24 protein-coding genes are annotated in these 24,739 nt (G+C 60.7%); 10 read left to right on the top strand and 14 right to left on the bottom strand.

From position 1 onward, the window contains the following. The first annotated feature begins 283 nt into the window (after window positions 1–283). Window positions 284–817, top strand: coding sequence for a GcrA family cell cycle regulator (locus F0184_RS13405; RefSeq protein WP_150496689.1), 534 nt, complete (start codon window positions 284–286; stop codon window positions 815–817). A gap of 133 nt (window positions 818–950) precedes the next feature. Here the strand turns inward: F0184_RS13405 and phoB are convergent, their stop codons facing one another. The 8 genes from phoB to F0184_RS13365 form a co-directional block, all read right to left on the bottom strand. Continuing rightward, the gene (phoB, locus tag F0184_RS13400) at window positions 951–1,649 is read right to left on the bottom strand and encodes a phosphate regulon transcriptional regulator PhoB (protein WP_150496688.1); all 699 of its coding nucleotides are present in this window, start codon (window positions 1,647–1,649) and stop codon (window positions 951–953) included. A 52-nt stretch (window positions 1,650–1,701) separates the two neighbouring features. Next, a complete protein-coding gene (gene phoU, locus F0184_RS13395) occupies window positions 1,702–2,403 on the bottom strand; it encodes a phosphate signaling complex protein PhoU (RefSeq protein WP_150496687.1) in 702 nt (233 codons plus the stop codon). A gap of 35 nt (window positions 2,404–2,438) precedes the next feature. Beyond that, on the bottom strand, window positions 2,439–3,236 hold the full coding sequence (gene pstB / locus F0184_RS13390) for a phosphate ABC transporter ATP-binding protein PstB (protein ID WP_150496686.1): 798 nt from the start codon (window positions 3,234–3,236) through the stop codon (window positions 2,439–2,441). A gap of 17 nt (window positions 3,237–3,253) precedes the next feature. Next, window positions 3,254–4,558 carry a phosphate ABC transporter permease PstA gene (gene pstA / locus F0184_RS13385; RefSeq protein ID WP_150496685.1) on the bottom strand — a complete coding sequence of 435 codons (1,305 nt, stop codon included), beginning with the start codon at window positions 4,556–4,558 and terminating at the stop codon, window positions 3,254–3,256. 12 nt (window positions 4,559–4,570) lie between these two features. Then, on the bottom strand, window positions 4,571–5,947 hold the full coding sequence (gene pstC / locus F0184_RS13380) for a phosphate ABC transporter permease subunit PstC (RefSeq protein ID WP_150496684.1): 1,377 nt from the start codon (window positions 5,945–5,947) through the stop codon (window positions 4,571–4,573). A gap of 65 nt (window positions 5,948–6,012) precedes the next feature. Beyond that, window positions 6,013–7,056: a substrate-binding domain-containing protein gene (locus F0184_RS13375; protein WP_244299173.1), complete on the bottom strand. Its 1,044-nt coding sequence runs from the start codon at window positions 7,054–7,056 to the stop codon at window positions 6,013–6,015. A gap of 377 nt (window positions 7,057–7,433) precedes the next feature. Continuing rightward, window positions 7,434–8,756 (bottom strand): ATP-binding protein, encoded by a 1,323-nt coding sequence (locus F0184_RS13370; RefSeq protein WP_150496683.1) that lies wholly within the window; start codon window positions 8,754–8,756, stop codon window positions 7,434–7,436. Window positions 8,757–9,007: 251 nt separating this feature from the next. Beyond that, window positions 9,008–9,487 carry an SRPBCC domain-containing protein gene (locus F0184_RS13365; RefSeq protein ID WP_150496682.1) on the bottom strand — a complete coding sequence of 160 codons (480 nt, stop codon included), beginning with the start codon at window positions 9,485–9,487 and terminating at the stop codon, window positions 9,008–9,010. Window positions 9,488–9,762: 275 nt separating this feature from the next. Between F0184_RS13365 and F0184_RS13360 the strand changes: the two genes are divergently transcribed. After that, on the top strand, window positions 9,763–10,662 hold the full coding sequence (locus F0184_RS13360) for an MBL fold metallo-hydrolase (protein WP_244299172.1): 900 nt from the start codon (window positions 9,763–9,765) through the stop codon (window positions 10,660–10,662). A gap of 36 nt (window positions 10,663–10,698) precedes the next feature. On the opposite strand, the gene F0184_RS13355 is transcribed toward F0184_RS13360, so the two are convergent. Further along, window positions 10,699–11,715, bottom strand: coding sequence for a DUF1499 domain-containing protein (locus F0184_RS13355; RefSeq protein ID WP_172972107.1), 1,017 nt, complete (start codon window positions 11,713–11,715; stop codon window positions 10,699–10,701). Between the two features lie 347 nt (window positions 11,716–12,062). Here F0184_RS13355 and F0184_RS20565 point away from each other — a divergent pair, with 347 nt between their 5' ends. Further along, window positions 12,063–12,203 (top strand): hypothetical protein, encoded by a 141-nt coding sequence (locus F0184_RS20565; protein ID WP_172972106.1) that lies wholly within the window; start codon window positions 12,063–12,065, stop codon window positions 12,201–12,203. Window positions 12,204–12,403: 200 nt separating this feature from the next. Further along, window positions 12,404–13,378, top strand: coding sequence for a CorA family divalent cation transporter (locus tag F0184_RS13350; RefSeq protein WP_150496679.1), 975 nt, complete (start codon window positions 12,404–12,406; stop codon window positions 13,376–13,378). Between the two features lie 3 nt (window positions 13,379–13,381). On the opposite strand, the gene pdxH is transcribed toward F0184_RS13350, so the two are convergent. Next, complete coding sequence (gene pdxH / locus F0184_RS13345) at window positions 13,382–14,017, bottom strand: pyridoxamine 5'-phosphate oxidase (RefSeq protein ID WP_150496678.1); 636 nt, start codon at window positions 14,015–14,017, stop codon at window positions 13,382–13,384. 216 nt (window positions 14,018–14,233) lie between these two features. Between pdxH and F0184_RS13340 the strand changes: the two genes are divergently transcribed. Then, entirely contained in the window at window positions 14,234–14,563 is a 330-nt protein-coding gene (locus F0184_RS13340; protein WP_208998468.1) for an RT0821/Lpp0805 family surface protein, read from the top strand. 200 nt (window positions 14,564–14,763) lie between these two features. Next, window positions 14,764–15,768 (top strand): DnaJ C-terminal domain-containing protein, encoded by a 1,005-nt coding sequence (locus F0184_RS13335; RefSeq protein WP_150496676.1) that lies wholly within the window; start codon window positions 14,764–14,766, stop codon window positions 15,766–15,768. A gap of 44 nt (window positions 15,769–15,812) precedes the next feature. Here F0184_RS13335 and F0184_RS13330 read toward each other — a convergent pair whose 3' ends face one another. The 3 genes from F0184_RS13330 to F0184_RS13320 are packed head-to-tail and all read right to left on the bottom strand — an operon-like array spanning window position 15,813 to window position 19,263. Continuing rightward, window positions 15,813–16,682 carry an SDR family oxidoreductase gene (locus tag F0184_RS13330; protein ID WP_150496675.1) on the bottom strand — a complete coding sequence of 290 codons (870 nt, stop codon included), beginning with the start codon at window positions 16,680–16,682 and terminating at the stop codon, window positions 15,813–15,815. Window positions 16,683–16,709: 27 nt separating this feature from the next. Continuing rightward, a complete protein-coding gene (locus F0184_RS13325; RefSeq protein ID WP_150496674.1) occupies window positions 16,710–17,453 on the bottom strand; it encodes a crotonase/enoyl-CoA hydratase family protein in 744 nt (247 codons plus the stop codon). A gap of 28 nt (window positions 17,454–17,481) precedes the next feature. Further along, a complete protein-coding gene (locus tag F0184_RS13320; protein WP_150496673.1) occupies window positions 17,482–19,263 on the bottom strand; it encodes an acyl-CoA dehydrogenase family protein in 1,782 nt (593 codons plus the stop codon). Between the two features lie 184 nt (window positions 19,264–19,447). On the opposite strand from F0184_RS13320, the gene F0184_RS13315 reads away from it, so the two are divergent. Beyond that, a complete protein-coding gene (locus F0184_RS13315; protein WP_150496672.1) occupies window positions 19,448–20,464 on the top strand; it encodes an L-threonylcarbamoyladenylate synthase in 1,017 nt (338 codons plus the stop codon). A 262-nt stretch (window positions 20,465–20,726) separates the two neighbouring features. On the opposite strand, the gene F0184_RS13310 is transcribed toward F0184_RS13315, so the two are convergent. After that, window positions 20,727–21,500, bottom strand: coding sequence for a substrate-binding periplasmic protein (locus F0184_RS13310; RefSeq protein ID WP_150496671.1), 774 nt, complete (start codon window positions 21,498–21,500; stop codon window positions 20,727–20,729). A gap of 292 nt (window positions 21,501–21,792) precedes the next feature. Between F0184_RS13310 and F0184_RS13305 the strand changes: the two genes are divergently transcribed. The 3 genes from F0184_RS13305 (at window position 21,793) to F0184_RS13295 (ending at window position 24,515) form a co-directional block, all read left to right on the top strand. Beyond that, window positions 21,793–22,722: a histone deacetylase family protein gene (locus F0184_RS13305; RefSeq protein ID WP_206668342.1), complete on the top strand. Its 930-nt coding sequence runs from the start codon at window positions 21,793–21,795 to the stop codon at window positions 22,720–22,722. Window positions 22,723–22,957: 235 nt separating this feature from the next. Further along, the gene (locus F0184_RS13300; protein ID WP_150496670.1) at window positions 22,958–23,218 is read left to right on the top strand and encodes an exodeoxyribonuclease VII small subunit; all 261 of its coding nucleotides are present in this window, start codon (window positions 22,958–22,960) and stop codon (window positions 23,216–23,218) included. A gap of 133 nt (window positions 23,219–23,351) precedes the next feature. Beyond that, window positions 23,352–24,515, top strand: a complete 1,164-nt coding sequence (locus F0184_RS13295) for a helix-turn-helix transcriptional regulator (RefSeq protein WP_150496669.1) — start codon at window positions 23,352–23,354, stop codon at window positions 24,513–24,515. Window positions 24,516–24,739 lie beyond the last annotated feature (224 nt).

Raw genomic sequence — 24,739 nt, 5'->3', positions numbered from 1 at the left:
CCGGTCGACCGGGGTCTGTCAATGCGCGATGCCTCCCGGCGGCCCATAGAGAAAGTTAATGAAAGGTATCGATAAAATGGGGAAAAGTTGCGTCATCCCCAGCTCACTTGGGCACGATTGTTGCGCTGGCTTTCCAGGCTATTGTAATGTTTGGCCTATCAGACACGAGATCTCGTGCATAAATCACTCGTAGGCACAAGATATGCCGTGAGGGGTCGTGCTTCACGTTCCCTAACACAAGGTTAATGTCTGGTGGCTGGGTCACGGGCAAGAGGTGCGGCACATGAGTTGGACAACAGAACGCGTAGAGCTTCTCAAGAAACTCTGGGGCGACGGCCTGAGCGCAAGCCAGATCGCCGGAGAACTGGGCGGCGTCACGCGCAACGCGGTGATCGGCAAGGTGCACCGTCTTGGCCTGTCCGGACGCGCGAAGACGACCACGACCGCGCCCAAGACACGGCGGAAAAAGGTCGCCCCCGCCGGGACGGCCGGAACATCGCAGCATACGGCGAAGCCCCTCACCCAGGGTTCGGCCGCCCTCAAAATGGAAAGCGCCCCTCTAGCCGAGGCTGTGCCTGCCGCACAGGCGAAACCGGTCGCGGACCTCGTGCCGATATCCAGCCGGGCATCGATCCTGGAATTGACCGAGCGGACCTGCAAATGGCCGATCGGCGACCCGAGCAAGGACGATTTCTACTTCTGCGGCCGCCAGTCGGACGTTGGGGTTCCCTATTGCGCGCACCATTGCAAGATTGCGTACCAGCCAGTCAGCGACCGGCGCCGGGACCGGCGCACCAATGTACGGGCGGCCTCCTGAGCGGACCTGATCCCCATACGCACCAAAAAACCCGGCGCAAGCCGGGTTTTTTGTTCGCCTGTGCCGGGTTCTCCAGATCGCGGCGAGCGGATGACCGCCACCTGGGAGACCCGGAATTGAAAGCCGGATTTCGTCAGCCGGCCGCGCCGAACTGGTCGTTGAAGGCATAGCCCGCACCCCGGACGGTGCGGATCGGGTCGCGCGCCTTGCCCCGGTTGAGGGCCTTGCGCAAGCGCCCGACATGCACGTCGACGGTCCGTTCGTCCACATAGACATCATGCCCCCAGACCCCGTCCAGAAGCTGTTCGCGGGAAAACACCCGCCCGGGCGATGTCATCAGAAATTCGAGCAGCCGGAACTCGGTCGGGCCGAGATGGATCTCTTTCGCACTGCGGCGCACCCGATGGGTTTCGCGATCCAGCTCGATGTCCCCGGAACGCAACATGGAAGAGACGACCTCGGGGCTCGCCCGGCGCAAGATCGCCCGGACACGGGCCATCAGTTCGGGCACCGAAAACGGCTTCACAACGTAGTCGTCAGCGCCGGTCGACAGACCGCGGATCCGCTCCGCCTCTTCGCCGCGGGCCGTCAGCATGATCACGGGCAAACGCTCGGTGTCTTCGCGGGCCCGCAAACGCCGGCACAGTTCGATACCGGACAGCCCCGGCAGCATCCAATCCAAAAGCACGAGGTCCGGCTGGCTTTCCCGCAAGCGGATCTCAGCTTCATCTCCACGGGCACAGGCCTCGACGGCGTACCCCTCCGCTTCCAGGTTATACCGCAAAAGGAGGCTCAACGGCTCTTCATCTTCAACGATAAGGACCTTCGGCATTCCCTGTCACTCCGCACAAGAAGAAACCGGCGGCGACGGCCGCCGGTCACACTTAATTTGAAACCACGCCGGTTTCATCGACTTTCGGACGCTCTTCCTCAAGTCGTTCTCCAGTGACCATATAATAAACATTTTCGGCGATGTTGGTCGCGTGGTCGCCAATCCGCTCGATATTCTTTGCGCAGAACAAAAGATGGGCGCATTGTGTAATGTTGCGCGGATCCTCCATCATGTAGGTGAGCAATTCGCGAAACAGAGATGTATAGATGGCATCGACTTCCGCGTCGTTTTCGCGGACTTCTGCGGCGGCCTTGGCGTCCTGACGGGTGTAGGCGTCTAGAACCCGCTTCATCTGATTGAGCGCAAGTTCCGTGATGTGCTCCACGCCAATGGCAAGCTTCTTGGACGTCAGCCCGCTGTCGATAGCGATCACCCGCTTGGCGACGTTCTTGGCAAGATCGCCCACCCGCTCCAGATCGTTCGCGATCCGGCCGGCCGACACAACTTCCCGCAGGTCCTTGCCCATGGGTTGGCGCCGCGCGATCAGCTCGATGATGCGCATTTCGATTTCCTGGAGCAGTTCGTCCAGACGGCCATCCTGCTCGATGGTCCGACGCGCAAGCTCCAGATCCTGGGTCATCAACGCGGCCACGGCATCGTTGACCGTGCTCTCCGCCAGACCGCCCATTTCGGCGATCCGGCCGGCAAGGGCGGTCAGCTCGTCGTCATAGGCCTTCACTGTATGCTCAGCCATGCCTTATCCTTTTCAAAAAACTGAAAAATCCGATCCTAGCCGAACCGGCCCGTGATGTAATCCTGTGTCCGCTTGTCTTGCGGGTTTGTGAAGATGTCCTGGGTCAGGCCTTCCTCGACAAGGATGCCAAGGTGAAAGAACGCCGTGCGCTGGGAGACGCGGGCGGCCTGCTGCATGGAGTGGGTGACGATGACGATCGTGTAGTTCGTCCGGAGTTCGTCGATCAGTTCCTCGACCTTGGCGGTCGCGATCGGATCGAGAGCGGAACACGGCTCATCCATCAGGATCACCTCCGGATTGACCGCGATCGCCCGCGCGATGCACAGGCGCTGCTGCTGCCCGCCCGAAAGGCCGGTGCCCGGCTCGTCCAGACGGTCCTTTGCCTCGTTCCAAAGACCGGCCTTTTGCAGGCTGGACGAGACGATTTCGTCCAGCTCGGCCTTGTTCTTGGCAAGACCGTGGATGCGCGGACCGTACGCGATATTGTCATAGATCGATTTGGGAAAGGGGTTCGGCTTCTGGAACACCATTCCGACCTTGGCGCGCAACTGCACCGGGTCGACCTTGGGGTCGTAAATGTCTTCCCCGTCGATGGTGATCTCGCCTTCCACCCGGCAGATATCGATCGTGTCGTTCATGCGGTTCAAACAGCGCAGGAAGGTCGATTTACCGCAGCCCGACGGGCCGATAAATGCGGTCACCGAGCGCGGCTGGATGTTGATGTCCACATCCTTGATGGCGTGTGTGTCGCCATAGAAGACCTGCACCTTTTTGGCAGCAATCTTGGTGTCAGACAGCCTTTCATCTATGGCCGAGTGCGGTGTGTCAAACATGGTAGCCGGGTCCTTCATTACCATTTCCGTTCGAATTTGCTACGCAGGAAGATCGCAACTGCGTTCATCGTTACCAAGAACATCAACAATACCAAAATTGCCGCAGAGGTTCGGCTAACGAAGCCCCTTTCGGGACTATCAGCCCAGATGAAAATCTGCGTCGGCAAGGCGGTAGCACTATCAAAGGGCGACGTCGCCGCAGACGTGATGAATGCATTCATGCCGATCAGCAGAAGCGGGGCCGTCTCGCCCAGCGCTTGCGCCAGGCCGATAATGGTGCCGGTCAGGATCCCCGGCATGGCCAGCGGCAGCACGTGCCCAAATACCACCTGATGTTTGGATGCGCCCACTCCCAGCGCGGCCTCACGGATTGACGGGGGCACCGCCTTGAGCGCAGCTCGGGTAGCGATAATGATTGTCGGCATGGTCATGAGAGCCAGAGTGAGCCCGCCCACAAAGGGGGCGGATCTGGGCAGGCCAAACCAGCCGATAAACACAGCCAGCGCCAGCAAGCCGAACACGACGGACGGTACTGCTGCCAAGTTATTGATGTTGATCTCGATCAAGTCGCTGTAGCGATTCTTTGGCGCAAACTCTTCAAGGTAAATCGCTGCACCAATCCCCAGCGGGAAAGAGATGAGAAAGCAGACCAGCAGCGCCCAGAATGAACCGACAAGGGCGCCCTTCAGACCGGCCAGTTCGGGAAAACGAGAGTCCGCATTGGTAATCAACGCAGTATTCAAAGGCGCCGAAACCATTCCCAATTCTTTCAGCCGATCAAATCGTGCAATCGCAGCGTCATCAATACGGCGGAACTGCTCTGGCGTATCCCGTTCAACCAAGCCCTTGTTGAGCTGATCGTAGGGATCTGATGCCGGTACACTCAACGATATGGTCTGTCCGATCAGCGAGGGATCCGACACCACCTTGTCGCGAAGAATGAACTGGGCACCATTGGATAGGATAGACGTCAGTTCCCGCTTTGCGACGCGGTCGGCCAAATCAATCCCGGGAAAGTGTACCGCCATTGCGGCCGCAAGCACATCGTTAAAGCCACCGCGCGGCAGGCCATCGGCCGGGATTTCCTCGGGATCGACATAGACCTCAAGCTGAATATGGGTCTGAGTAAACGCGTGATAGCCACTACTGATTATTGACCCAAGAAGAATAAACAACATCCCCATGGCAAAGAGGATTGCAGCAATGCCGAAGCTCTGCAGGAGCACCTGCTTTCGATTACGCCGGGACAGGCTGTTCCGAACGGCTTCTGTGGTCGGGTTACATAACGCCTTGCGGCTATCTTCAGATGTAATGTCAGTCATTTCGGCCGGGCCTCAATCGTAGATTTCACGATACTTGCGAACGATACGCAGGGCGAATACGTTGATCACTAGGGTTGCGATGAACAACATCATGCCCAAGGCAAAGGCCGCCAAGGTTTTGGGATTGTCAAAGGAGGTGTCACCGATCAGCAGAGTAACGATCTGCACCGTCACTGCAGTCACACTGTCCAGAGGATTGATTGTCATGCGTGCAATCAAACCAGCGGCCATAACGACAATCATGGTCTCACCGATCGCACGGCTCACTGCCAGCAATATTCCCCCGACGATACCTGGGATGGCCGCAGGGAAAAGGACATTAAGCATCATCTCTCCACGGGTCGCACCAAGTGCCAGAGCACCATCACGCAAGCTGCGCGGCACTGCCGAAAGGGCGTCGTCTGCGAAAGAGGATATGAACGGAATGAGCATGATCCCCATGACCCCGCCCGCGGCAAGAGCGGTATTCGATGCCACCTCGACCCCGATCGACTGCCCAAACTGTCTGATTGCCGGCGCAACCACGAGGATCGCGAAAAAGCCATAAACAACGGTCGGCACGCCAGCGAGAATTTCAAGGATCGGCTTGACTACATTCCGGATGGATGTAGGCGAAAACTCATTAAGGTAGATCGCCGTGAATAGGCCCACCGGTACCGCGATCAGGAGGGCGACGGTCGCAATAACTATGGTTCCAAGAAATACCGGGACGGCGCCGAAAGCCCCCTCGGCGGCGATTTGGTCCTCGCGGATCGGGATCTGAGGCTCCCAGTTTAGTCCAAATAGAAACTCAGTTACCGGAACGCGTTGGAAAAACTTAAGTGTCTCAAACGTAAGAGCAGCAACGATCCCTACAGTCGTAAAAATTGCTACGACGGCGCAGAAAATCATCAGCCAGAGAGTGATACGCTCAACCCCCTGTCTAGCGCGGAACTCAGCAGCAACCTTGCTGCGCGCAAAGAAAATTAGCCCCAGCGACATCAGTGTAACAACCGTTACCAGAAGCCAGCCGGACGCCTGACGATAGCCAAGCAAACGATCCGCCGCCTCAAGCTTCCAGTTCTCCGGCGTGCCGAAAATCCGCCCTCCCGCTATGGACCTGATCTCTGCCCCAATGAGCTGGATCTGGCCCGAGCCGAGACCATCCAAAACCCCGCTGGGCAAGGATGACATCACAAGGCCATCGACGATGCTGCCTTGCAAAGCCAACCAGATCAAAACCAAGGTCAACGCTGGCACAACGACAAGCAATAGCGAAAAAAGCCCGTGAAAATGCTCGAGCGAATGGAGCCGGTCACCACCTGACCGAATGGCCCGGGCGGCTTGGATATTGATCGCATAGCCGACAATAGCCGCTAGCAACAAGATGATGAAAGGCACAGCTGTCATAAGGACCAACCTCAGAAGTAGTCGGACTGCCCGGTGTAAGCCGGGCAGTCAACGCTAGTTTCAAATTACTTGATCGGGTCCATGGGTACCGCGTTTGCAACACGCTCACGCAGTTCGGTACGAGCCGCCTCGGACAGCGGCACCAGACCACGCTCCTCGAGGTAGCCACCCGGAGCCAGCGCGTCTTCAGACATGTATTCGGCCAGGAATTCCTCGAAGCCGGGGATCACGCCGCGATGCGCGTTCTTGATGTAGAAGAACAAAGGACGCGAGATCGGGTATGATCCGTCTGCGATGGTTTCAGCTCCAGGCTCGACTCCGCCGATCGTTACCGCCTTCAGCGTATCCTGGTTCTCGTACAAGAAGGAATAGCCGAAGATGCCCATTGCGTCTTTGTTGGCCTGCAGACGCTGCACGATCAAGTTGTCGTTTTCGCCTGCCTCGATGAACGGGCCGTCAGTGCGCATGCGCGAGCAGTTCTCTTCGACCCAATCGCCGTCATGCCCGGCTTCCTTCACGAAGTCGAGATCTTCGCAACCTGCCCACATCGCCAACTCGACGAACGCGTCACGTGTACCGGATGTCGGCGGAGGACCCAGAACTTCGATTTTGATTTCGGGTAGGTCCGGATTGATTTGGTTCCAAGTGGTGTAAGGGTTGTCTGCCCATGCACCGTCAACCGGAACCTGCGCGGCCAGCGCAAGGTAAATTTCAGCCAGCGACAGGTCCCACGCGAAATCCGCGTCGCGTGAAATCGCGACAGAAAGGCCGTCGGAGCCAATGCGGGCCTCGGTGATGCTGGTCACTCCGCCGTCCATGCAAAGCTGGTACTCGGATGCCTTCATGCGGCGCGACGCGCCAGTGATGTCGGCGAACTGCTCGCCGATGCCGCCGCAGAAGATCTGCATGCCACCGCCCGTTCCGGTCGATTCGACGATGGGGGAAGGAAAGCCGGTGTTGTTTGCAAACTGCTCTGCCACGGCCTGCGTGTAGGGGAACACGGTGGAAGAGCCGACACGGCGAATTTCTTCACGCGCCTGAACTGCACCAACCATTGTAGTGGAAGCAACGGCGAGGGCCGTCACGCTAACGAGGGTCGTAAATTTCACTTGACCACTCCCTTTGAATGTCAAGGTTTCTTGGGTACACGTTCAAGGGTTAATACCCCCGAACGATGGCCGAGACCGTAGAACCGGCACGTGTGACTTCTATGACGATTATTTTTCATTTTAATGACAATTCAACGCATTGAATTAATTGGCATTTTTTTCTATTTTGACAGATTTGAGAATGTCTATCAGGCAATTTCGGGCGACGCCGGGGTGCTGATCCGGCCGATTTACCTTTCGCGGGTCCGGCCGGACCAGATGGCGCGAATTCGGAGCAAGCCGCCCTGGTCTTCCAGGGACGGCCGGCGGAGCGGATGCCTTTTACAAACGCCCAAATTGACCGGGCGGCAAAGCGAGCCCGTCAGACCGGAAAACGGTCAGTCCGGGGGAAACCGGACGGAAAATGTTGCCCCTTTTCCCGGACTGCTGACGATTTCAAGTCGGGCACGGTGCCGGGTCAGGATATGCTTGACGATAGCCAGTCCCAGTCCGGTTCCCCGCATCACCCGGCTGGAATCGACATCCACGCGATAAAACCGCTCCGTCAGGCGCGGCAGGTGTTCCGGCGGGATCCCCTCACCGTAGTCGGTGACATGCAGCCCCCAGCTCGATATGCCATCGCCCGGGCCTTTTTCGGCTTCGATCCGGACATCGACCCGCTTGCCCGCGCTGCCGTATTTCAGAGCGTTTTCAATCAGGTTTTCGACAACCTCGATCAGCTCGTCCCGGTCGCCTTTGACTTCGGCCAGGCCACCGGAAAAGTGAACTTCGATGGCCACCTCCAGCTCGCGCGCCAGAGGCCCCAGCGAATCCACCGTATGCCGGACCACTTCCCCAAGATCGACCGGCGTGTCGGGCCGCACATGGGCCTTCAGCTCGACCCGCGATAGGGAGAGGATATCGTCAATCAGGCGGCGCATCCGGCCTGCCTGCTCCAGCATGATGTTCAAGAACCGTTCGCGGGCCGCATCGTCCTCCTTGGCTGGCCCCTGCAAGGTCTCGATGAACCCGGTCAGGGAGGCCAGCGGCGTGCGCAATTCGTGGCTGGCATTGGCCACAAAATCCGTGCGCATCCGCTCCAGGCGTCTTTGTTCGGTGAGATCGTTGATGACGACAAGAACGAAATCCGGCACGTCGCCCCGCTCCGCGGCGCCTGACGAGCCCGGCAGGTAGATCGGCGAAAGATGGGCTTCGTACCAGGCTTCGGTCGGCACCTTTTCCATCCACACGATGCGCTCGGGCGACGCGGAAACGCAAACGCGGTCAAAGGCTTCCAGAAGCGAGGGGGCCCGCAAGGAAAAGGACAGGGGATCTCCCGGCTTCACGCCGGCATGGTTTTTTGCGGCGGCCTTGTTGACATAGCGGATGATGCCCCGGCCATCCGCGATAAAGCAGGGGTTCGCGAGCGCATCGGCGGTGACCTTCATCCCCGTCCCCGGCCACATGCGGGGAATGGCGCGCGGACCCGAGGTAACCCTTTTGCGCATCCGCGCCTTGCGCGGCACATAGGCGGTCGCCCCCGCGAGCAGGAGCCCCGAGGCAACAGAAAACAGAACCGGAACGTCATAAAACACCGCGCCGCATGTGATCGCCGAAACTCCAGCGACAAGCGGCCATCGCCCCTCCTTGAGGCGCGTGATGGGTGTGGCCGGAACATAGTCGTCGGCGAATGGATCGGTATTCTTGCCCTTGATAGCCATGGCGCTTCGCCCGGAACGTCCCCCGATTGATGTCGTTTTGATTGGGCCCCTTGTGACATGGCTACTTAGCCATCTCATGAAAGCCGCGCACCCTAAATCGCACAAGCCTGCGTGTTTTCGAGGTAGGCGCTGGGACTTACACGTAAAACATGTCAGCCGAGCGACACTTCAGGGGTTACGGGGCCGGTGCCCGTGTGGCCAAGCCGGAACAGGGCCGGTTCCACCAGCCCGTCGAACGGGCACCCGGGCCGTCAAGGCCGTTCCCTTGCGGCATGGGACAGGTTTGCCAGAAGCTTCGGCCATCCCATCGGTTCTCCCATGAAGCTCCGGTATCCATCGGCCCCCTCACCGTGACGGACAAACTCGCTGTGGGTTACCACCAGGCGGGCCGACGATCCGGAGGCGCGGAATTCCATCATCACGCGGCTGGAGGCCGCCGGATCGCCAATCGGCACGCGGTTCGGCGACACTTGCCAGGCTATGCGGATGTAGAGCGGCGGCTCGATCGACAGGACGGTGCCCCAGATCCGCCGGCGGCCGGCCGGATCCATCTCGTAGCAGACACCTCCCGGATGCGGTTCGATCCCCACCGCCGATGCGATCACCGCTTGCCCGCCCTCTTCCAGGAACGGACTGATCCACCATTTCTCGGGATGGTCGACAACGAGCTGGAAAGCCTTTTCCCGGGACGTGGGCAAAAAACACTCGAATTGGCAAATGTCATTCAACATCGTCTGCTGTCCGCGCTCTCAAGACCGTCTCCTTGACGTGGCCTGCGGCCCGTTGGGGAGAATTGCAAAACCGGAAACCGCCAAGCCGTTCCCCGGTCATGGGCCCTGTTTACCCGCCAACCAAAACAAACGCTTGAAGACGGCGGGCCGTTTTATCATTCGGGTTGCACTCTGGCCCGAATTCAAAAGGTTGGATAGGGTGACCAGGCCCGGACGCAAACCATCCACAGCAACTGCGGCGGGCGCGTGAACATCGAACGATCGGTATTTTTGCATTGGATCACAATCGCGATTTTGATCCCCGTTACGGGGAAGCGGTAGCACTGTCGGACGGGATCCGCCGGATCACCGCGCCAAACTCCGGCGCCTTCACCTTTCACGGAACCAACACTTATCTGATCGGCATCGACCCGATCATCGTCGTCGATCCCGGACCGGACCTGGACAGCCATATCGAAACCATCCTGCGGGCCACATCCGGAGCTGAGATCGCCGCCATCGCGGTGACCCACACCCATGTCGACCATTCGCCCGCCGCCCGTCGGCTCAAGGACTTGTCCCACGCCCCGGTCATCGGCTGCGGCCCGCACCGGGCCGCGCGCGACCTTAAGCTCGGGGAGATCAACCCGATGGATGCCAGCGCCGACCGCGATTATCAGCCGGATGTGCTGATGGGCGACGGCGACCGGTTCGACGCGGGCGGGCTGACGCTGGAAGCGATTGCCACGCCCGGCCATACCCAGAACCACTTGAGTTTCGCGCTGTTGGGCACGCCTTATCTCTTGTCCGGAGACCATGTCATGGCATGGTCGACCTCAATCGTCGCTCCGCCGGACGGCAACATGCGGGCCTACCTGTCCTCCCTTGACAAACTGATGGGTCGGCCCGAACACCATTTCCTGCCGGGTCACGGAGCTGCGATCGCGGACGCCCGTCCCTATATGGCCGACCTTCGGGCGCACAGGCTGCGGCGCGAGACCGCCATCATGGAGCAACTTGCAACGGGAGCCAAAACGATCCCGGAACTGGTCGAGCTGATTTATCTCGACCTCCCGGACGGACTGAAAGGCGCGGCGGCGCTGTCGGTTTTCGCCCAGCTCGAGGATCTCGTCGACCGGGGCCGCGTGGCGGCCAGTCCCGAATTGCTGCTGAATGCCCGCTACCAGCTTGCGTAGATCGGACAGCCGGGACGAGCACCGGCCCCCGGTTTCTCATCCGGACGAGGCGGGGGCTGGAAGATCGCCCTCGCCCTCCGGCAGCCCGTCCTCCGTTTCGAAATAGGGTTTGAAGGCCGGGGTCGGGATTTGCGGCGCAGCGTCTTCCTCCGGCTCCGCGCCGGATGGGCTGCCCTCCACCATTTCCTCCAGTTCGTCCTCCAGGACCGCAAGCCGCGCGAGATCCCCGTAGGTCTCGATCAAGACCAGATCAATCTCCGCGAGCAGGGACCGGATACGGTCGGCGTTTCCGGTAAAGTCGGGGACCGGGGAGCGCGACACCGAGCGCACGTCAAGCAGCGCTCCGACGGGGTCCGGCCTGATGCGGATGCCGATATCGGCGCCGATCCCGAGCACTGGCGAGCGCGCCAGATACTGGGCACGGGTTTCGGCATCCGGCAAGTCGGGCGGCAACTCGTCCGTGAGAACCCAGCCACGTGCTTCAGCTGCCCGGCGCATGGCGGCGTGGAGACGGGCTGGCGGCATCCGGTAGCGGCGGGGCACAATGTCCTCGTAGAGAGCCCGCTGGACCGCGGCCGCATCGCCATCCGGCGAACCGGCGAGCTGCCCGGTGACCGCGCGGGCCCGCTCCAGGATCAAGTCTTGAAAAAATTGCGCGGCCTGGTCTTCGACCGCCAAATCGGCCGGGTTTTGGGAGATGACCGGGGGATCCGACGGATCGGTCGCCACGTCGGTCAGTGGCGGCTCGAAGATCCAGACCCACGCCACAACACACACCGGGGCCGCACCGGCAAGACCCAGAACAGCGCCCAACTGGGCGTCCAGGTAACCGCTGCCGCCGAACCGCCACAACCGCCGCAGCGCCAGAAAAGCGATCACGGCGGCGGTCAATCCGAAGCCGGCGGCAACCGCCAGCGAGGCGCTCATCACCCAGGCTTCAATTAGGCCGAACCGGTGCAGCAAAACCGACAAGACGGCGATGGCAACGCTCAATGCGCCCACCGTCCGCCCAAAAGGGGCGAGCGAGGATCTGTAGCGCGCGTATCGTTTCATGGTTCCGTCCGACTGATGCCCCACCGCTCTCCCCGGAGCCGCGGCTGGGTTTAACAACCCCATCGGGCCGCTCTGCCTTCTGCTTACGTTCATCCGCTTCACGCTGCAAGCGACCACCCTGCGCTTCGATCCGGACAGGGGCATACGAAATGACAGCCGGCAAAGCATTGGCGATTGACAGCCGGTTACAAATCGTCATTTTTTTTGAATGGCTGAATGATCGGCAAGACCCCATCATCTTCAGGCACAAGCGGATCAGGACCGGCGATTTTTCGATGGTCCGGTCACAGGAAAGTCTCATTCGGTACGCAGGCTTGGTGATCGCGTCCGAACAAATGGCAAAGAACATGTCCGAGCAAAAAGCCACGCCCGCTCCCCAACCTCAATCCGGCACAAAACTGGAAAACCGGTACAAGCCGGTCGGCATTGCAGCTGTCAATGCGGCGGCAATCTGCACCAAGGGCGCGGGCTATAAAATCGTCAAGTAAGCCTGCCCTCCCCGCAGGCAAAGCTTGAACCTGACCCGCAGCAGGCACGGCCGCCGGGTTGAACGCGCGCGGTCCGCGTACGTGCAGGATGGAAGTTGCTTTTCCTCTGGCAGGTGGACCGATCCGCCCACTCGTGCGATACCCGGCAGGGTGAACGGGCCTTTGTCCAGGAGACGGGCCGCACTTTGCGGAGCGGTATCATGATCGTTGCTTATTGCCCCTCGGCCTCCGGCCTGGAGCGGGTGGAACTGAGTGCTGGAACGCCGCTCCCGGCGACCTCGGTCTGGATCGATCTTCACAGCCCGACAGAGGATGAACAGGCTGCCGCTGAAAAGCTCATGGGGGCGGCGATCCCCAAGCGGGACGAAATGCGGTCCATCGAATCCTCCGCCCGCCTTTATGATGAACCCGGCGCATTGGTCATGACCGCTCCGATGCCCGTGTCCTCCGTTGAAAGGGGCACGGATCAAGGGCTTGTCACGTTTGTCTTGAGTTCAAAGCGGCTGGTCACAGTCCGTCATGGCAACATCAAATCCCTCGACCTTTTGAGCCGGCTGGTCCAAAGCGATCAAACCGTTCAGCACATGGGGCCAGCGGTCTTTTTTTCCTTGATGGAAATCATGGTCGACGGCACGGCCGAGGCGATGGAGCGGGCGTCCGCCGATCATGACAAATTGGCCCTGCATGTCTTCGAGGACGGCGTTTCCTCCCGCCGCACACCGGTCTATCAGGAGGCGATCCGCGGCCAGGGACGGCTGTCCTTGACCGTCGCGGCACTCCATGACGTGTGCGCGAGCCTTGCCCGGCTGCTTCTGTTTCTGGACGCACATGCCGCGAAGGTTGCTTTGAGCGACCCTCAAAAAGCCAGCTTGCAGTTGTTCGGGCGGGACATTCACTCGATCAAGGAACATGGCGACGCCCTGGACGCGAAACTGAACTACCTTCTTGACGCGACCGTCGGCTTGATCAGCCTCGAACAAAACCAGATCGGCAAGATCTTTTCGTTTCTTGGGGTGATTTTCCTGCCGCCGACCCTCATTGCCTCGGTTTACGGGATGAATTTCGAGAATATTCCGGAATTGCAATGGCGGATGGGTTTCTGGTTCTCCATCATGATGATGGTCACATCGGTGCTGCTCACGTTCCTCTTTTTCCGATGGCGGAAGCTTTTGTAGCCGTCAGGGATAGAGGCGCTGTTTTTGCCAGCCCGTGCCGTCTGCGTCGCGGCGGAACACGACCCGATCATGCAACCGGAACGGCCGGTCATGCCAGAATTCGATCGACAAAGGCGTCAGGCGCAGCCCGGTCCAATGGTCTGGCCGGGGAATTTCGCCAATCGCGAATTTGGCGGTGTAGCGGGCGACTTCCTTTTCCAAGGCAAACCGGCTTTCCAGCGGCCGCGACTGTTTGGAAGCCCAGGCGCCGATCCGGCTGCCCCTTGGCCGGGACTGGTAGTAGGCGTCCGCTTCCTCGTCGGCCACGGTGGCGACGGTCCCGCGAATGCGGATCTGGCGCCTCAGGGACTTCCAATGGAAACACATGGCCGCCTTGCGCGCGCCAAGCAACTCGCGTCCTTTGGCGCTCTCCAGGTTGGTGTAGAAGACGAAGCCGTGTTCGTCGAAGCCCTTCAGGAGCACCATGCGCACATTCGGCAAGCCGTCCGCATCGACCGTGGAAAGAGCAAGCGCATTCGGATCGTTGGGCTCCGACGCTGTCGCATCTTCAAGCCACTGTCCAAAAAGCTGAAATGGTTCCGATGCTTCCGTGAAGTCACCGTTTGTTAACTCTTTGGCGGGATCGTGGATGTCTGTCATTGGACTCGCTTCAATGGGTTTATTCGGTCTCCAACCCCGGTTGGAGTGGTTACCAGAGGCCTCGATATGGCGTGCGTTGGTTCATATACTGCTCACCGGTCAAAGATCCAGCCGCTTGGCCGCTCCCGGTTTGTGGCAGCCGGTTTGATCGCCGGTATCGCCGCCGGGTGCAGCCAGGTGACGGTCCCGCTCGGCAGCACGGATGTGGAAACCCCAATGCTGCTGACTGGCGCCATTTCTTCCGGAACGGACATCGCCTATGCCGATATCGGTCAGGATGATCGGGCGTTCATCGCCGAAGCGATCGGCTCCGCGCTGAGCAGCGATTTGGATCTCGCCGGGGTCCGGGTGCCGTGGAGCAATCCGGACAGCGGCAACTCGGGCACGCTGACCGATCTCGACACGGATGCTTTGGCGCAAACCGGGTGCCTTGGCTTTTCAACGACCGCGAACACGATCGCCGGCGTCCAGATCTATTCCGGCACCGCCTGTCGCGATGCCCGAAATGCCGTCCTGATAACCGGCCTCAGCGCCGGGCCTGCTTGAACTGCGGCCGTTTCCAGGTAAAACAAAGCGAACGGTGAAAAGACCAGTTTCACACGCTGTGATCTGGAATTTTTTCCTAGAAATTCCGATATAGAGTGCAACCGAAATAAACCGCGCCCTGCCCAGGCCAGCGATTTTCACGCGGTGTTTGGCACAGGCTTTCGCGGAATGTAGCTCCAGTCAGATTTGGTGACGGAAGAATGCGCGACCCATATTCAGTGCTTGGTGTGTCGAAGACCGCAAGCGAAAGTGACATCAAGAAGGCCTTTCGGAAGCTGGCAAAGCAGTATCACCCGGACCAGAACAAGGATGATCCGACTGCCCAGACCCGGTTTTCCGAAGTCAATCAGGCCTATGAGATCATCGGCGACAGTGCAAAGCGCGGAAAGTTCGACCGCGGGGAAATCGATGCGGAGGGCAAACCGAAATTCCAGACGCACGGCTTTGAAGGATTTGGCGGCTTTTCCGACTTCGGCGGAGCCGGCGGGCCAGGCGCCGGCAGCACGCGCGGTTTTCGGCATCAAACCACCGGCGACCCTGGCGGCGGGGCTTTCGACGATATCCTGAACGACATCCTGGGCGGGTTTGGCGGTGCCGGGCGCCGCGCGGGACGGCAGGGGCCGGGCGCCGGCCCGGACCCGCGAGGCGACCCCGGGGCCACCCGGCCAGCCAAGGGCAGGAATGCGGAAATCATGGTCCGCGTCAGCCTTGAAGACATCGCGACCACCGGCAAGACCCAGGTGACGCTGCCGAGCGGCAAGACTGTCAATGTGGCGATTCCGGCCGGCGTGACGGATGGCGAGAAAATCCGTCTCAAGGCCCAGGGGTATCCTTCGGAAACCGGCGGCCCTGCCGGCGATGTCATGGTTGAACTGAAGATCCGGCCGCACAAACTGTTCGAGGTCGACGGCTACGACCTTTACCTGAACCTGCCGGTGACGCTTTACGAGGCGGTGTTGGGCACGAAGGTCCGAACCCCGACCCTGACCGGTGCGGTCAATCTCACAATCCCGGCCAACACATCGAGCGGCAAGACCATGCGGCTGAAAGGCAAGGGCCTGCCGACCAAGACCGGCGGGCACGGTGATCTGATGATCCGCATCGAGATCGTGCTGCCGCCCCATACCGACGACGAATTGGAAACCCTGATGAAGGCCTGGAAGGAAATCACTCCTTACCGTGCCCGCGGCCCGGAATTCGACTGACCGGACATAACCGGCCGGCCATCGTCTCCCGGGACCGTGGCGGCTCAGACGGTTTCTTTCACCGGCCCCAGATCGCAAGGGGGCGTGCTGTCGTCGGGCACGAAGAAATCCGGGGCCAGGGCCAGCGACGGATCGACCCGGTACTGGTCGAAATCGGTCACGCCGCGGCTGGCCAGGAACGTGTCGTCGATCAAGAACCGGCCGGAGAACTCCTTCGCCGGCGAGGTGAAGACCTCATACGCGGCATCGGCCAGGATGCCGGGTGTCCGGCTTTGCTGCATCATCTTGTCACCGCCGATGATGTTCTTGATGGCGGCCGTGGCAATGGTCGTGCGCGGCCACAGGGCATTAACGCCGATGCCCTTTGATCTCAGTTCCCCGGCCAGCCCGAGCACCAGAAGGCTCATGCCATATTTGGCAATGGCATAGGGGGTGAAGGGCGCGAACCACTTTTCCTGCATGTCCAGCGGCGGGGACAGCATGAGAATGTGCGGGTTGTCCGCCTTGGCCAGATGCGGAGCCGCATGCTTGCAGCAGGCCATGGTGCCGCGGGTGTTGATCTGGTGCATCAGATCGAACCGCTTCATGTCTGTCTGGGACAGGGGCGTGAGCTGGATGGCGCTGGCATTGTTCACCAGGATATCCAGGCCGCCAAAGGTGTCGGCCGTCTTGTCGATGGCCGCCTTCACCGCCTCGTCGTCGCGCACATCAAGGACAAGCGGCAGCGCTTTGCCGCCGGCCGCCTCGATCTCCTCGGCCGCGCTATAGATCGTCCCCTCCAGTTTCGGATGGGGCTCGGCGGTCTTCGCGGCAATCGCGATATTGGCTCCGTCGCGGGCCGCGCGCAGCGCAATCGCCTTGCCGATGCCCCGGGAGGCTCCCGTGATGAAGAGTGTCTTTCCCTGCAAACTCATTGAGTGTCTCCCTACAATCGGCCGCATTCAGCCGGACTTGCCTTTCATCATGAAGGCCTGAAAGGCCGCGACCGTTTCCGGCGCCGTCAGCCGCTGCGCGAAAATCGCGGCCTCCTCTTCGACCCGCTCCTCGAGGGGTTTCGTGTTCCCGCGCAGGAGGCGGCGCGCCAGTTTCATCGCTTCGGCGGGCTTGGCCGCAATCTCCCTGGCGCAGGCCAGCGCTGCCGCCTGTGCATCGTCGGCGATCTCATTCACCAGTCCGACTTCGTAGGCCCGCTCCGCCGAAAGACCGCGTCCGAGACAGAGGAGTTCGAAGGCGCGGGCGTGCCCCATCAGGGCAGGGCCGAGCAGGCTGGACCCGGCTTCGGGCACCAGACCGAGATCGACGAACGGCGAACGGATGAAGGCCGCGGGCGAGGCGAACACCATGTCACAATGCATCAGCAGCGTGGCGCCCACCCCGATGGCCACGCCGTCAACTGCCGCCACCAGCGGGGTGTCGTTGCGCGCCAGTGCCCGGAGAAACCGAACGACCGGGGTTTTCGTCATGTCGACCTTGCCCGCATATTGCAGGAAGTCGGCAATATCGTTGCCGCCGGTGAACGCCCCCGGGTGACCGCAGATGAGCTGACAGCGGATCGTATCGTCGTCATTCGCCGTTTCCAGCGCTTGCGCCAGGGCGGTGTACATTTCCCCGGTCAAGGCGTTCTTCTTTTCCGGTCGATCAAGACGCAAAATCCTGACGCCGTCCTCGACAGACTGCGTGATCATTCCAATACCCTTTTTTCAAATCAGCTGCTTAGGACGCAACCACCTCCGGATCGAATGCCAGAATGCTGTCCGCAGAACCGAGGACATCCTGTTTGATTCCGGCAACATCACACAGCAGCGTCAGGGCGAAGCTGCGCGCCATCACGGTGCGCTGCGTCCGGGCGGCCCGGTTTTCCAAACCGGATTTCAACGCCCCCTTGGCCAGCAAAATTCCGCCATAGGTCAGTCCCGCCATCCGCAGGTAGGGTGTGGCGCCGGCAAGCACGTCATCGGTCCTGCCTTCGGCTTGCGCCTGAAGCATCCATTCGGTCGCTTCCTCAAAATCGTCGATGGCCTGGGCCAGCCGCTCGGCCGTGTTGCCGAACTCGGGCCGGTTGGACTGCATGACCTGGCGCGCGATGTCGCGGAGTTCACCAATAAACCCGCGCACATGATCTCCGCCGGACAGCGGCAGCTTGCGCGCGACAAGATCGATCGCCTGGATCCCGTTGGTGCCTTCATAGATCGGCGCAATGCGGGCATCGCGCAGGTGCTGCGCCACGCCGGTCTCTTCCACATACCCCATGCCACCGTGGATCTGGACACCGATGGAGGCCACCTCAACGCCAAAGTCGGTCGAGATCGCCTTCGCGATGGGGGTCAGGAACCCGGCGCGTTCCGACCAAAAGGCCTTCTGCTGCGGATCTTCCGCCGTTGCGGCCATGTCGATGGCATGGGCGCAGGAATAGCAGATGGCCCGCGCAACCTGCGTTCGCGAACGCATACCCAGGAGCGAGCGCTTGATATCCGGATGGTGGGCGATGGCGATCATGCCCTCCCCCGTCTGGCCGGGAACCCGGCCCTGCTTGCGCTCCAGCGCATAGGCCTGCGCTTCCTGCGTGGCGCGTTCGGCCACGCCGAGACCTTGAATGCCGACCGCGAGACGGGCGTTGTTCATCATGGTGAACATGCAGGCAAGGCCCTTGTTTTCCTCGCCAACCAGCCATCCGACGGCCCCGCCCTTGTCGCCGTAGATCATCGTGCAGGTCGGGGATCCATGAATGCCCAGCTTGTGCTCGACGCCATTGCACCAAACGTCGTTGCGCGCGCCAAGCGACCCATCCTCGTTGACCAGGAATTTCGGAACCAGGAAAAGCGAGATCCCGCGCGTTCCCGCTGGCGCGTCCGGCAAGCGCGCCAGGACGAGATGCACGATGTTGTCCGTCAGATCGTGTTCGCCATAGGTGATGAAAATCTTCTGCCCGAAAATCCGGTACGTGCCGTCCCCCTGAGGTTCGGCCCGCGCCCTCAGGGCACTCAAATCGGAGCCGGCCTGCGGCTCGGTCAGGTTCATGGTTCCCATCCATTCGCCCGACGTCAGTTTTTCCAGGTAGGTGGCCTTCAACGCGACCGAGGCGTGCTTTTCGATCGCCTCGATGGCGCCCATCGTCAGGGTCGGCCCGATGGCGAAGGCCATGGATCCGGAGTTCCACATTTCCATGGCCGCGGCCGAAAGCATCTGCGGCAAGGCCTGGCCGCCCGTCTCTTCGGGAGCCGACAGGCCGTTCCAGCCGCCCTCGATCCAGCGACGGTAGAGATCCCGCCATCCCGGCGCGGTTGTCACTTCGCCATTCTTCAGTGTCGTTCCATGGCTATCCGCCACCGAATTGAGAGGGGCAATCTCTTCGGCGGCAAACTTCCCGGCCTCCGACAGGATCGCATCGATCAGATCCTCACTGAGGTCGGCATGAGGCTTGGCGGCCTGGACGTCTTCCAGGCCACACACGGCTTTCAGTGTAAAGGCGATCTCTTCAACAGGCGCGCGATACATGCACGACCCTCCCTGATAATTATTGCTCTTTGTCCCAAGCGGACCGGCAACTTGACCTTATCGCAAGTCCGGCGCACAAGGCGACCGAAACACGCATGGTGTGAACACTATCGTCGTTTACGTAAACGTCAACCTATGTCTTGCGCAAGATGGAAGATTCACGGACATTGTTTCCGGAGGGGTGATGCGGCGCTGGAAAATCGATCCGAAAAATCCGGACGGGGCTTGCCTGAACGAAGCCGCCGAGGCCTTGTCCACCGGGCAGTTGGTCGGCGTTCCCACCGAGACCGTTTACGGCCTGGCCGCCGATGCAACGTCGCCCGAAGCCTGCGCGAAAATCTTTCAAGCCAAGGGCCGGCCGCACTTCAATCCACTCATATCCCATGTGGAAAGCGCAGAGGCCGCGCGGCGCCACGCGGTTTTCAATGCGGACGCGGATGCGCTGGCACAGGCTTTCTGGCCCGGGCCAATGACCCTCGTGCTGCCGAAGAGAGCCGAAAGCGCGATCTGCGACCTTGCGACAGCCGGCCTGGCCACGGTCGCACTGCGGGTGCCCGCCGCGCGGGCGATGCAAATGCTGGCGCGGCAAACAGGACGGCCCCTGGCGGCGCCAAGCGCAAACCGGTCCGGACGCATCAGCGCCACCACCGCGCAGGACGTAATCGATGACCTGGGTCCCTGGCTTGCCGGTGTGCTCGATGCAGGTCCGTGCCCGGTCGGGATCGAATCGACCATCGTGTCCTGTCTGGAAGACACCCCCTGCATCCTGAGGCCAGGAGGACTGTCGCGGGAGGCAATCGAAAACGTTCTGGGCCGGGCCTGCGCGGTCTCGGCAACACCAGGCGCCGCCGAACAGGCTGGTCCAATGGCCCCGGGCATGCTGCGATCCCATTATGCTCCGGAAGCAGCGGTGAGGTTGAATGCAACCGAGGTGCAGGGCGGAGAGGCCGTTCTGGCTTTCGGCCCGGTGCCGCCGGCCGGCGCGGACCGGGCGATCGCCTTTGTCAACCTGAGCCCGGACGGAGATCTCGTCGAAGCGGCGGCCCGTCTGTTTTGCGCTCTGCGGGAACTCGACGCCACCGGGGCGGACCGGATCTGTGTCCAGCCCATTCCGGAAACCGGCCTTGGCGAAGCGATCAACGACCGGCTCCGCCGCGCTGCCGCGCCACGGGGACCTTCGGTCGACCGATCGTTGGATTAATACGGAACAGTCCCGTTTCCGCTGCCGGCAACATGTCAGACCAATGACAGCCCCAAACCGGAGATGAATATCCACATTCTTCCCCTTGGACAGGTGAAGAACATTGGTGAAAACGAAAAGATTCGGTCGGCCGGACCCAAAGAATCGCTTAGCATAGGCTCTGGGTCAACTATGCGGCGGACCTCCCCTCGAGCCTTGAGGCTCGCACCTCAAAGGGCCTGGTTTAACGAAAGGCCAGGCCCTTTTTCTGACGCGCCGGGTCTCAGTACCCCAGATAGGACGTCCCTAACGTCTCCCTGTACTTCTCTACCCACGCCTTGTTAATCGCCTCGGCGCTACCGTCCGCTTTCATCTCACCGAAACATCTTTCAAAGTCGGCGGCCAACGCGGCATCACGGAACACCAGCCCATAGGGGGACGGGTCGAATACGGCTTGGAAGCTCACCGGTTGGGCGGGGTCGAAACCGAGATTGCTCTCGCTGCCAAGCTGGCGGTTGTATTCGGCAAACAGCATGCCATCGCCGATAATGGCGTCCACGCGGCCGCCGAACAACATGCGGCTTTGCGTGATCTGATCCGTTACCTCGCGATATTCCGAAAACCCGGCGGACGCTTCACCGAGGCCCGGCAGGATGTCCGATGCGCCCTTGAACGCCAGAACGCTGCGTCCGGCCAAATCGTCCAAACTGGAAAAGCTGGCTTCGGATCCGGCGAGGTAAGAGACACCGTTTTGATATTCGATATAGGCGGATGTCGCCGTTCCCGGGAGCGGCATCCCGATCGGCACGGTTGCCACCGCATCGCCGGTTCCCGCCTCGTAGGATTTCCAGTGGCGCGTGAAAGGCTGGACCGTGAACCGCACCGTATGGCCGCAACGCTCCAGAGCCCCCTTGATCAGCTCGGCTTCCCGTCCGCTCCCATCCGCGAAAATCATCGGCGGCAAATCGCCCGCCAGTATTTCGATCTCATCTGCATGGGCGACGCTCGACAACAGAACACCGGAAAACCCTACAGCCAAAAAAACCTGGAATTTCATGAGAACTCTCCTCTTCTTCGGGGTCCCTTCTCACAAATACATGTTAAAGACAGATAAATTAAATAGTTATCAATAGCAGGAAGCGGCGTTTTTACTTTGTTCCGTTTAAGTGATTTTGAAATAAAAATTCCTTGTATCCTCAAGGAAACCTGATCCCGGAATTGCTCCAGATTGCCCGTCGGAGTCAACATATCGGGCGCCCGTTTCAAGCGAGCAGGACTTCCCCCGATTGACAGCTCCGTCCGGTAGGGATCACATGGCACGCCATCCTACAGTTTCTGGATTTTTGATTGTGTCCACCCTGCTGCTCCACCATCCCTCCTTCCTCGATCATCTGACACCCCCGGGACATCCGGAGCGGCCTGACAGGGTGAGAGCCATAGACCGGATCCTGGAGCACGAGAACTTCCAACCGCTCGAACGCGATATCGCCCCGATGGGCTCGCTGGAAGACATCGCGCGCGCGCATCCAATGTCCTATGTGGACCAGCTTCATGTCCTGTCGCCTTCGGAAGGCATCGCCCGGGTCGACGCCGATACAACAATGTCACCGGGAACCTGGGAAGCGGCCCTTCGCGGGGTGGGCGGCGCCTGCCGCGCGGTGGACGAGGTGGTCACCCGGAAAGTCTCGAATGCCTTCAGTGCATCGCGCCCTCCCGGACACCATGCCGAACGCGAACGGGCGATGGGGTTCTGCTTCTTCAACAACGCGGCGATCGCCGCGCGCTACGCCCAGTCGGTTCACGGCCTGGAGCGGGTCGCCATCATCGATTTCGATGTCCATCACGGAAATGGCACCCAGGACATCTTCTGGTCGGATCCCACGGTGATGTATTGCTCGACCCACCAGATGCCGCTCTATCCCGGATCCGGCGCCGCCGATGAAACCGGAGAAGCCAATACCATTGTCAATGTCCCTCTGATGCCGGGAGCCAACGGGACCGTGTTCAAGGAGGCTCTTGAGGTCGCCATCCTTCCCCGGCTCGACGGTTTTGAGCCGGATCTTGTCATCATCTCCGCCGGTTTCGATGCCCATCACCGCGATCCGCTGGGAGGCCTGAACCTGACCGAGGGGGATTTCGCCTGGGCCACCCGCCAGTTGATGAACGTCGCTGAAAAGCACTGCGACGGCCTGGTGGTCTCGGTCCTCGAGGGCGGATATGACCTTGAGGGCCTCGCCCGCTCTGCGGCCGCCCATGTCCTGACGCTCATGACAGGGTAGGTCTTTGCCTTGAACCGGCATCAGCGCATCCGGCGGCTTGTTTGAAATGCCCAAAGATGCGCGGCCAATCGAGTAGCGATCCGCTTAGGGCGTGAAATCGGTTCGGATCAAACGCCGGTTGATCCAAGCCCCCCTCCGGCGCTGCTGGTTCTGGACATCTTGCCTTGCCGACTTGACTGGACCGGCAACGCGCGGCACGGTCCGGCAACCTTTCCGTCGAATCCGCAGGCCCAGAATGAGCGACCCCAAAGACACCGCCGACATCTCCGCGCTTTCTTTCGAAGACGGGCTGAAGCAGCTGGAAGCGATCGTGCGCGAACTGGAGCAGGGCAATGTGCCGCTGGAGCGCAGCATCAGCATGTACGAGCGAGGAGCCGCCTTGCGCAAACACTGCGACACCCTGCTTCAGGCCGCAGAGGCCAAAGTCGAAAAAATCCAGATCGACAAGACCGGCAAGGCCGCCGGCACCACGCCGCTCGATCCTGAAACCACTTGATCCTCTCGCTTTCCGCAAGGTCGCCCATCGCGGAAACGCAAACTCCTGCACACCTTCATAGGATCGCGAGCCCACCCGCCATATCCGGCGGACCGGGATTGATCTCGCGGGTTGAGTGCGCTGTTATCCGGTCATGGACTGGATCACGGTACAGGATGAATTTCAGGTTTTCAGCACGATCCATGGCTGTGCCAGCCATGAGCCGTCTTGGCGTGCCGCTCTCGATCTTCTGGGAACCACGCTCCGATGCCGGCCCTACCTGCTGGAGTTTCAAGGCTCGGGGCACCACACCGGGCGGTTTTGTCCGCCGCGCGAGGCGGCCGCCCTGACCGATACGCTCAGCGCCATCTCCACCGAGGGCGGCAAGACGGCCTTTACCTTCCTGCTCAAGGACGCACCGCTGCATTATCCCTATTGGAAACCGGCTGTTCCCATGGAAATGGGCTCAGGTGGCCCAAACGGCCCGGACGATGGGTCTTCCCTGGCCATGGCCCCCGGGATCCTGACCCCCGTCATGCGGACAGGGCAAGCAACCGTCTTGCTCGCCTGCCTTTTCGATCCCGAAACCGGACCTCCGCCAGACCGGGGCAGATTGGTTCCAACCTTCCAACGCCTTTCCAAGACAATTGCTCAAACCCTTGAGATTAGCTGCGCGCTGATTGAAACGGCGGAGGCGGCGCGCGTCCTGTCCGTCCTGGCAGGAGGAGATGAGCGGGCGGCCCTCGTTGTGCATCCCGATCTCAGCGTTGCCGCCATGACGCCGGCGTTCGGGTCGGCCATAGCCGATGGCAGCTTGATCTTGTCGGATGGCCTGAAAATCAAAAGTGCGCAAAAAGCCATCGAACGCGCCATGCTGGATGTCTCGACGGATCTCTCGAACATTCTGCATGCCCTGCGCAAAGCGGAAACGGGAAGCGATCTCAAAACAGAACAACGTTTCGTCTATGCGCGGTGCAAACGCGACATCCTGCACAGCATCACGGTCGACGGCATCATCGAGCCGCCCCGGCACGGGGCGCATGATCACGGCGCCTACCTCTTGATCCAGATTCAACACCCGAAGCGCGACCTGGAGACCGCAGGCCGCCTGCTGCATGAGGTCTACGGTCTTTCCGCACGGGAAGCCGACCTTGCCTGCCGTCTCACAACGGCCAGAACCCTTCAAGACGTTATTGAGGCCCTCGGCATATCGCGCAATACCGCCAAGACACATCTGCGCCGGATTTTCGAGAAGACCAACACGAAGTCGCAACTTGAGTTGGCAAACCTGGTTCATGCCCTGGCCCAGCTCGGGTGAGCCGTTTGCGGCTGGCAAAGTCTGAAACCGCCAAGAACAGAGCCACCAACAGAAAAAGGGGCCGCACGAGGCGGCCCCAAGTTGATCACTGTGCACGTGGCCCCATCGACCACGTGCAGACACTATGACAGTTCGCGCTGTGATGCATCACCCTTTTGGGCTACATCATGCAAATTTTATCATGGACCTGCCGTTTTTCCTTTCGGATTCGATCCCCTATATGG

Origin of the sequence: Roseibium aquae, from assembly GCF_008711285.1 — a bacterium.
Taxonomy (GTDB): domain Bacteria; phylum Pseudomonadota; class Alphaproteobacteria; order Rhizobiales; family Stappiaceae; genus Roseibium; species Roseibium aquae.
The sequence above is the reverse complement of the archived record's forward strand: the minus strand, read 5'-3'. Positions and strand labels throughout refer to the sequence as shown.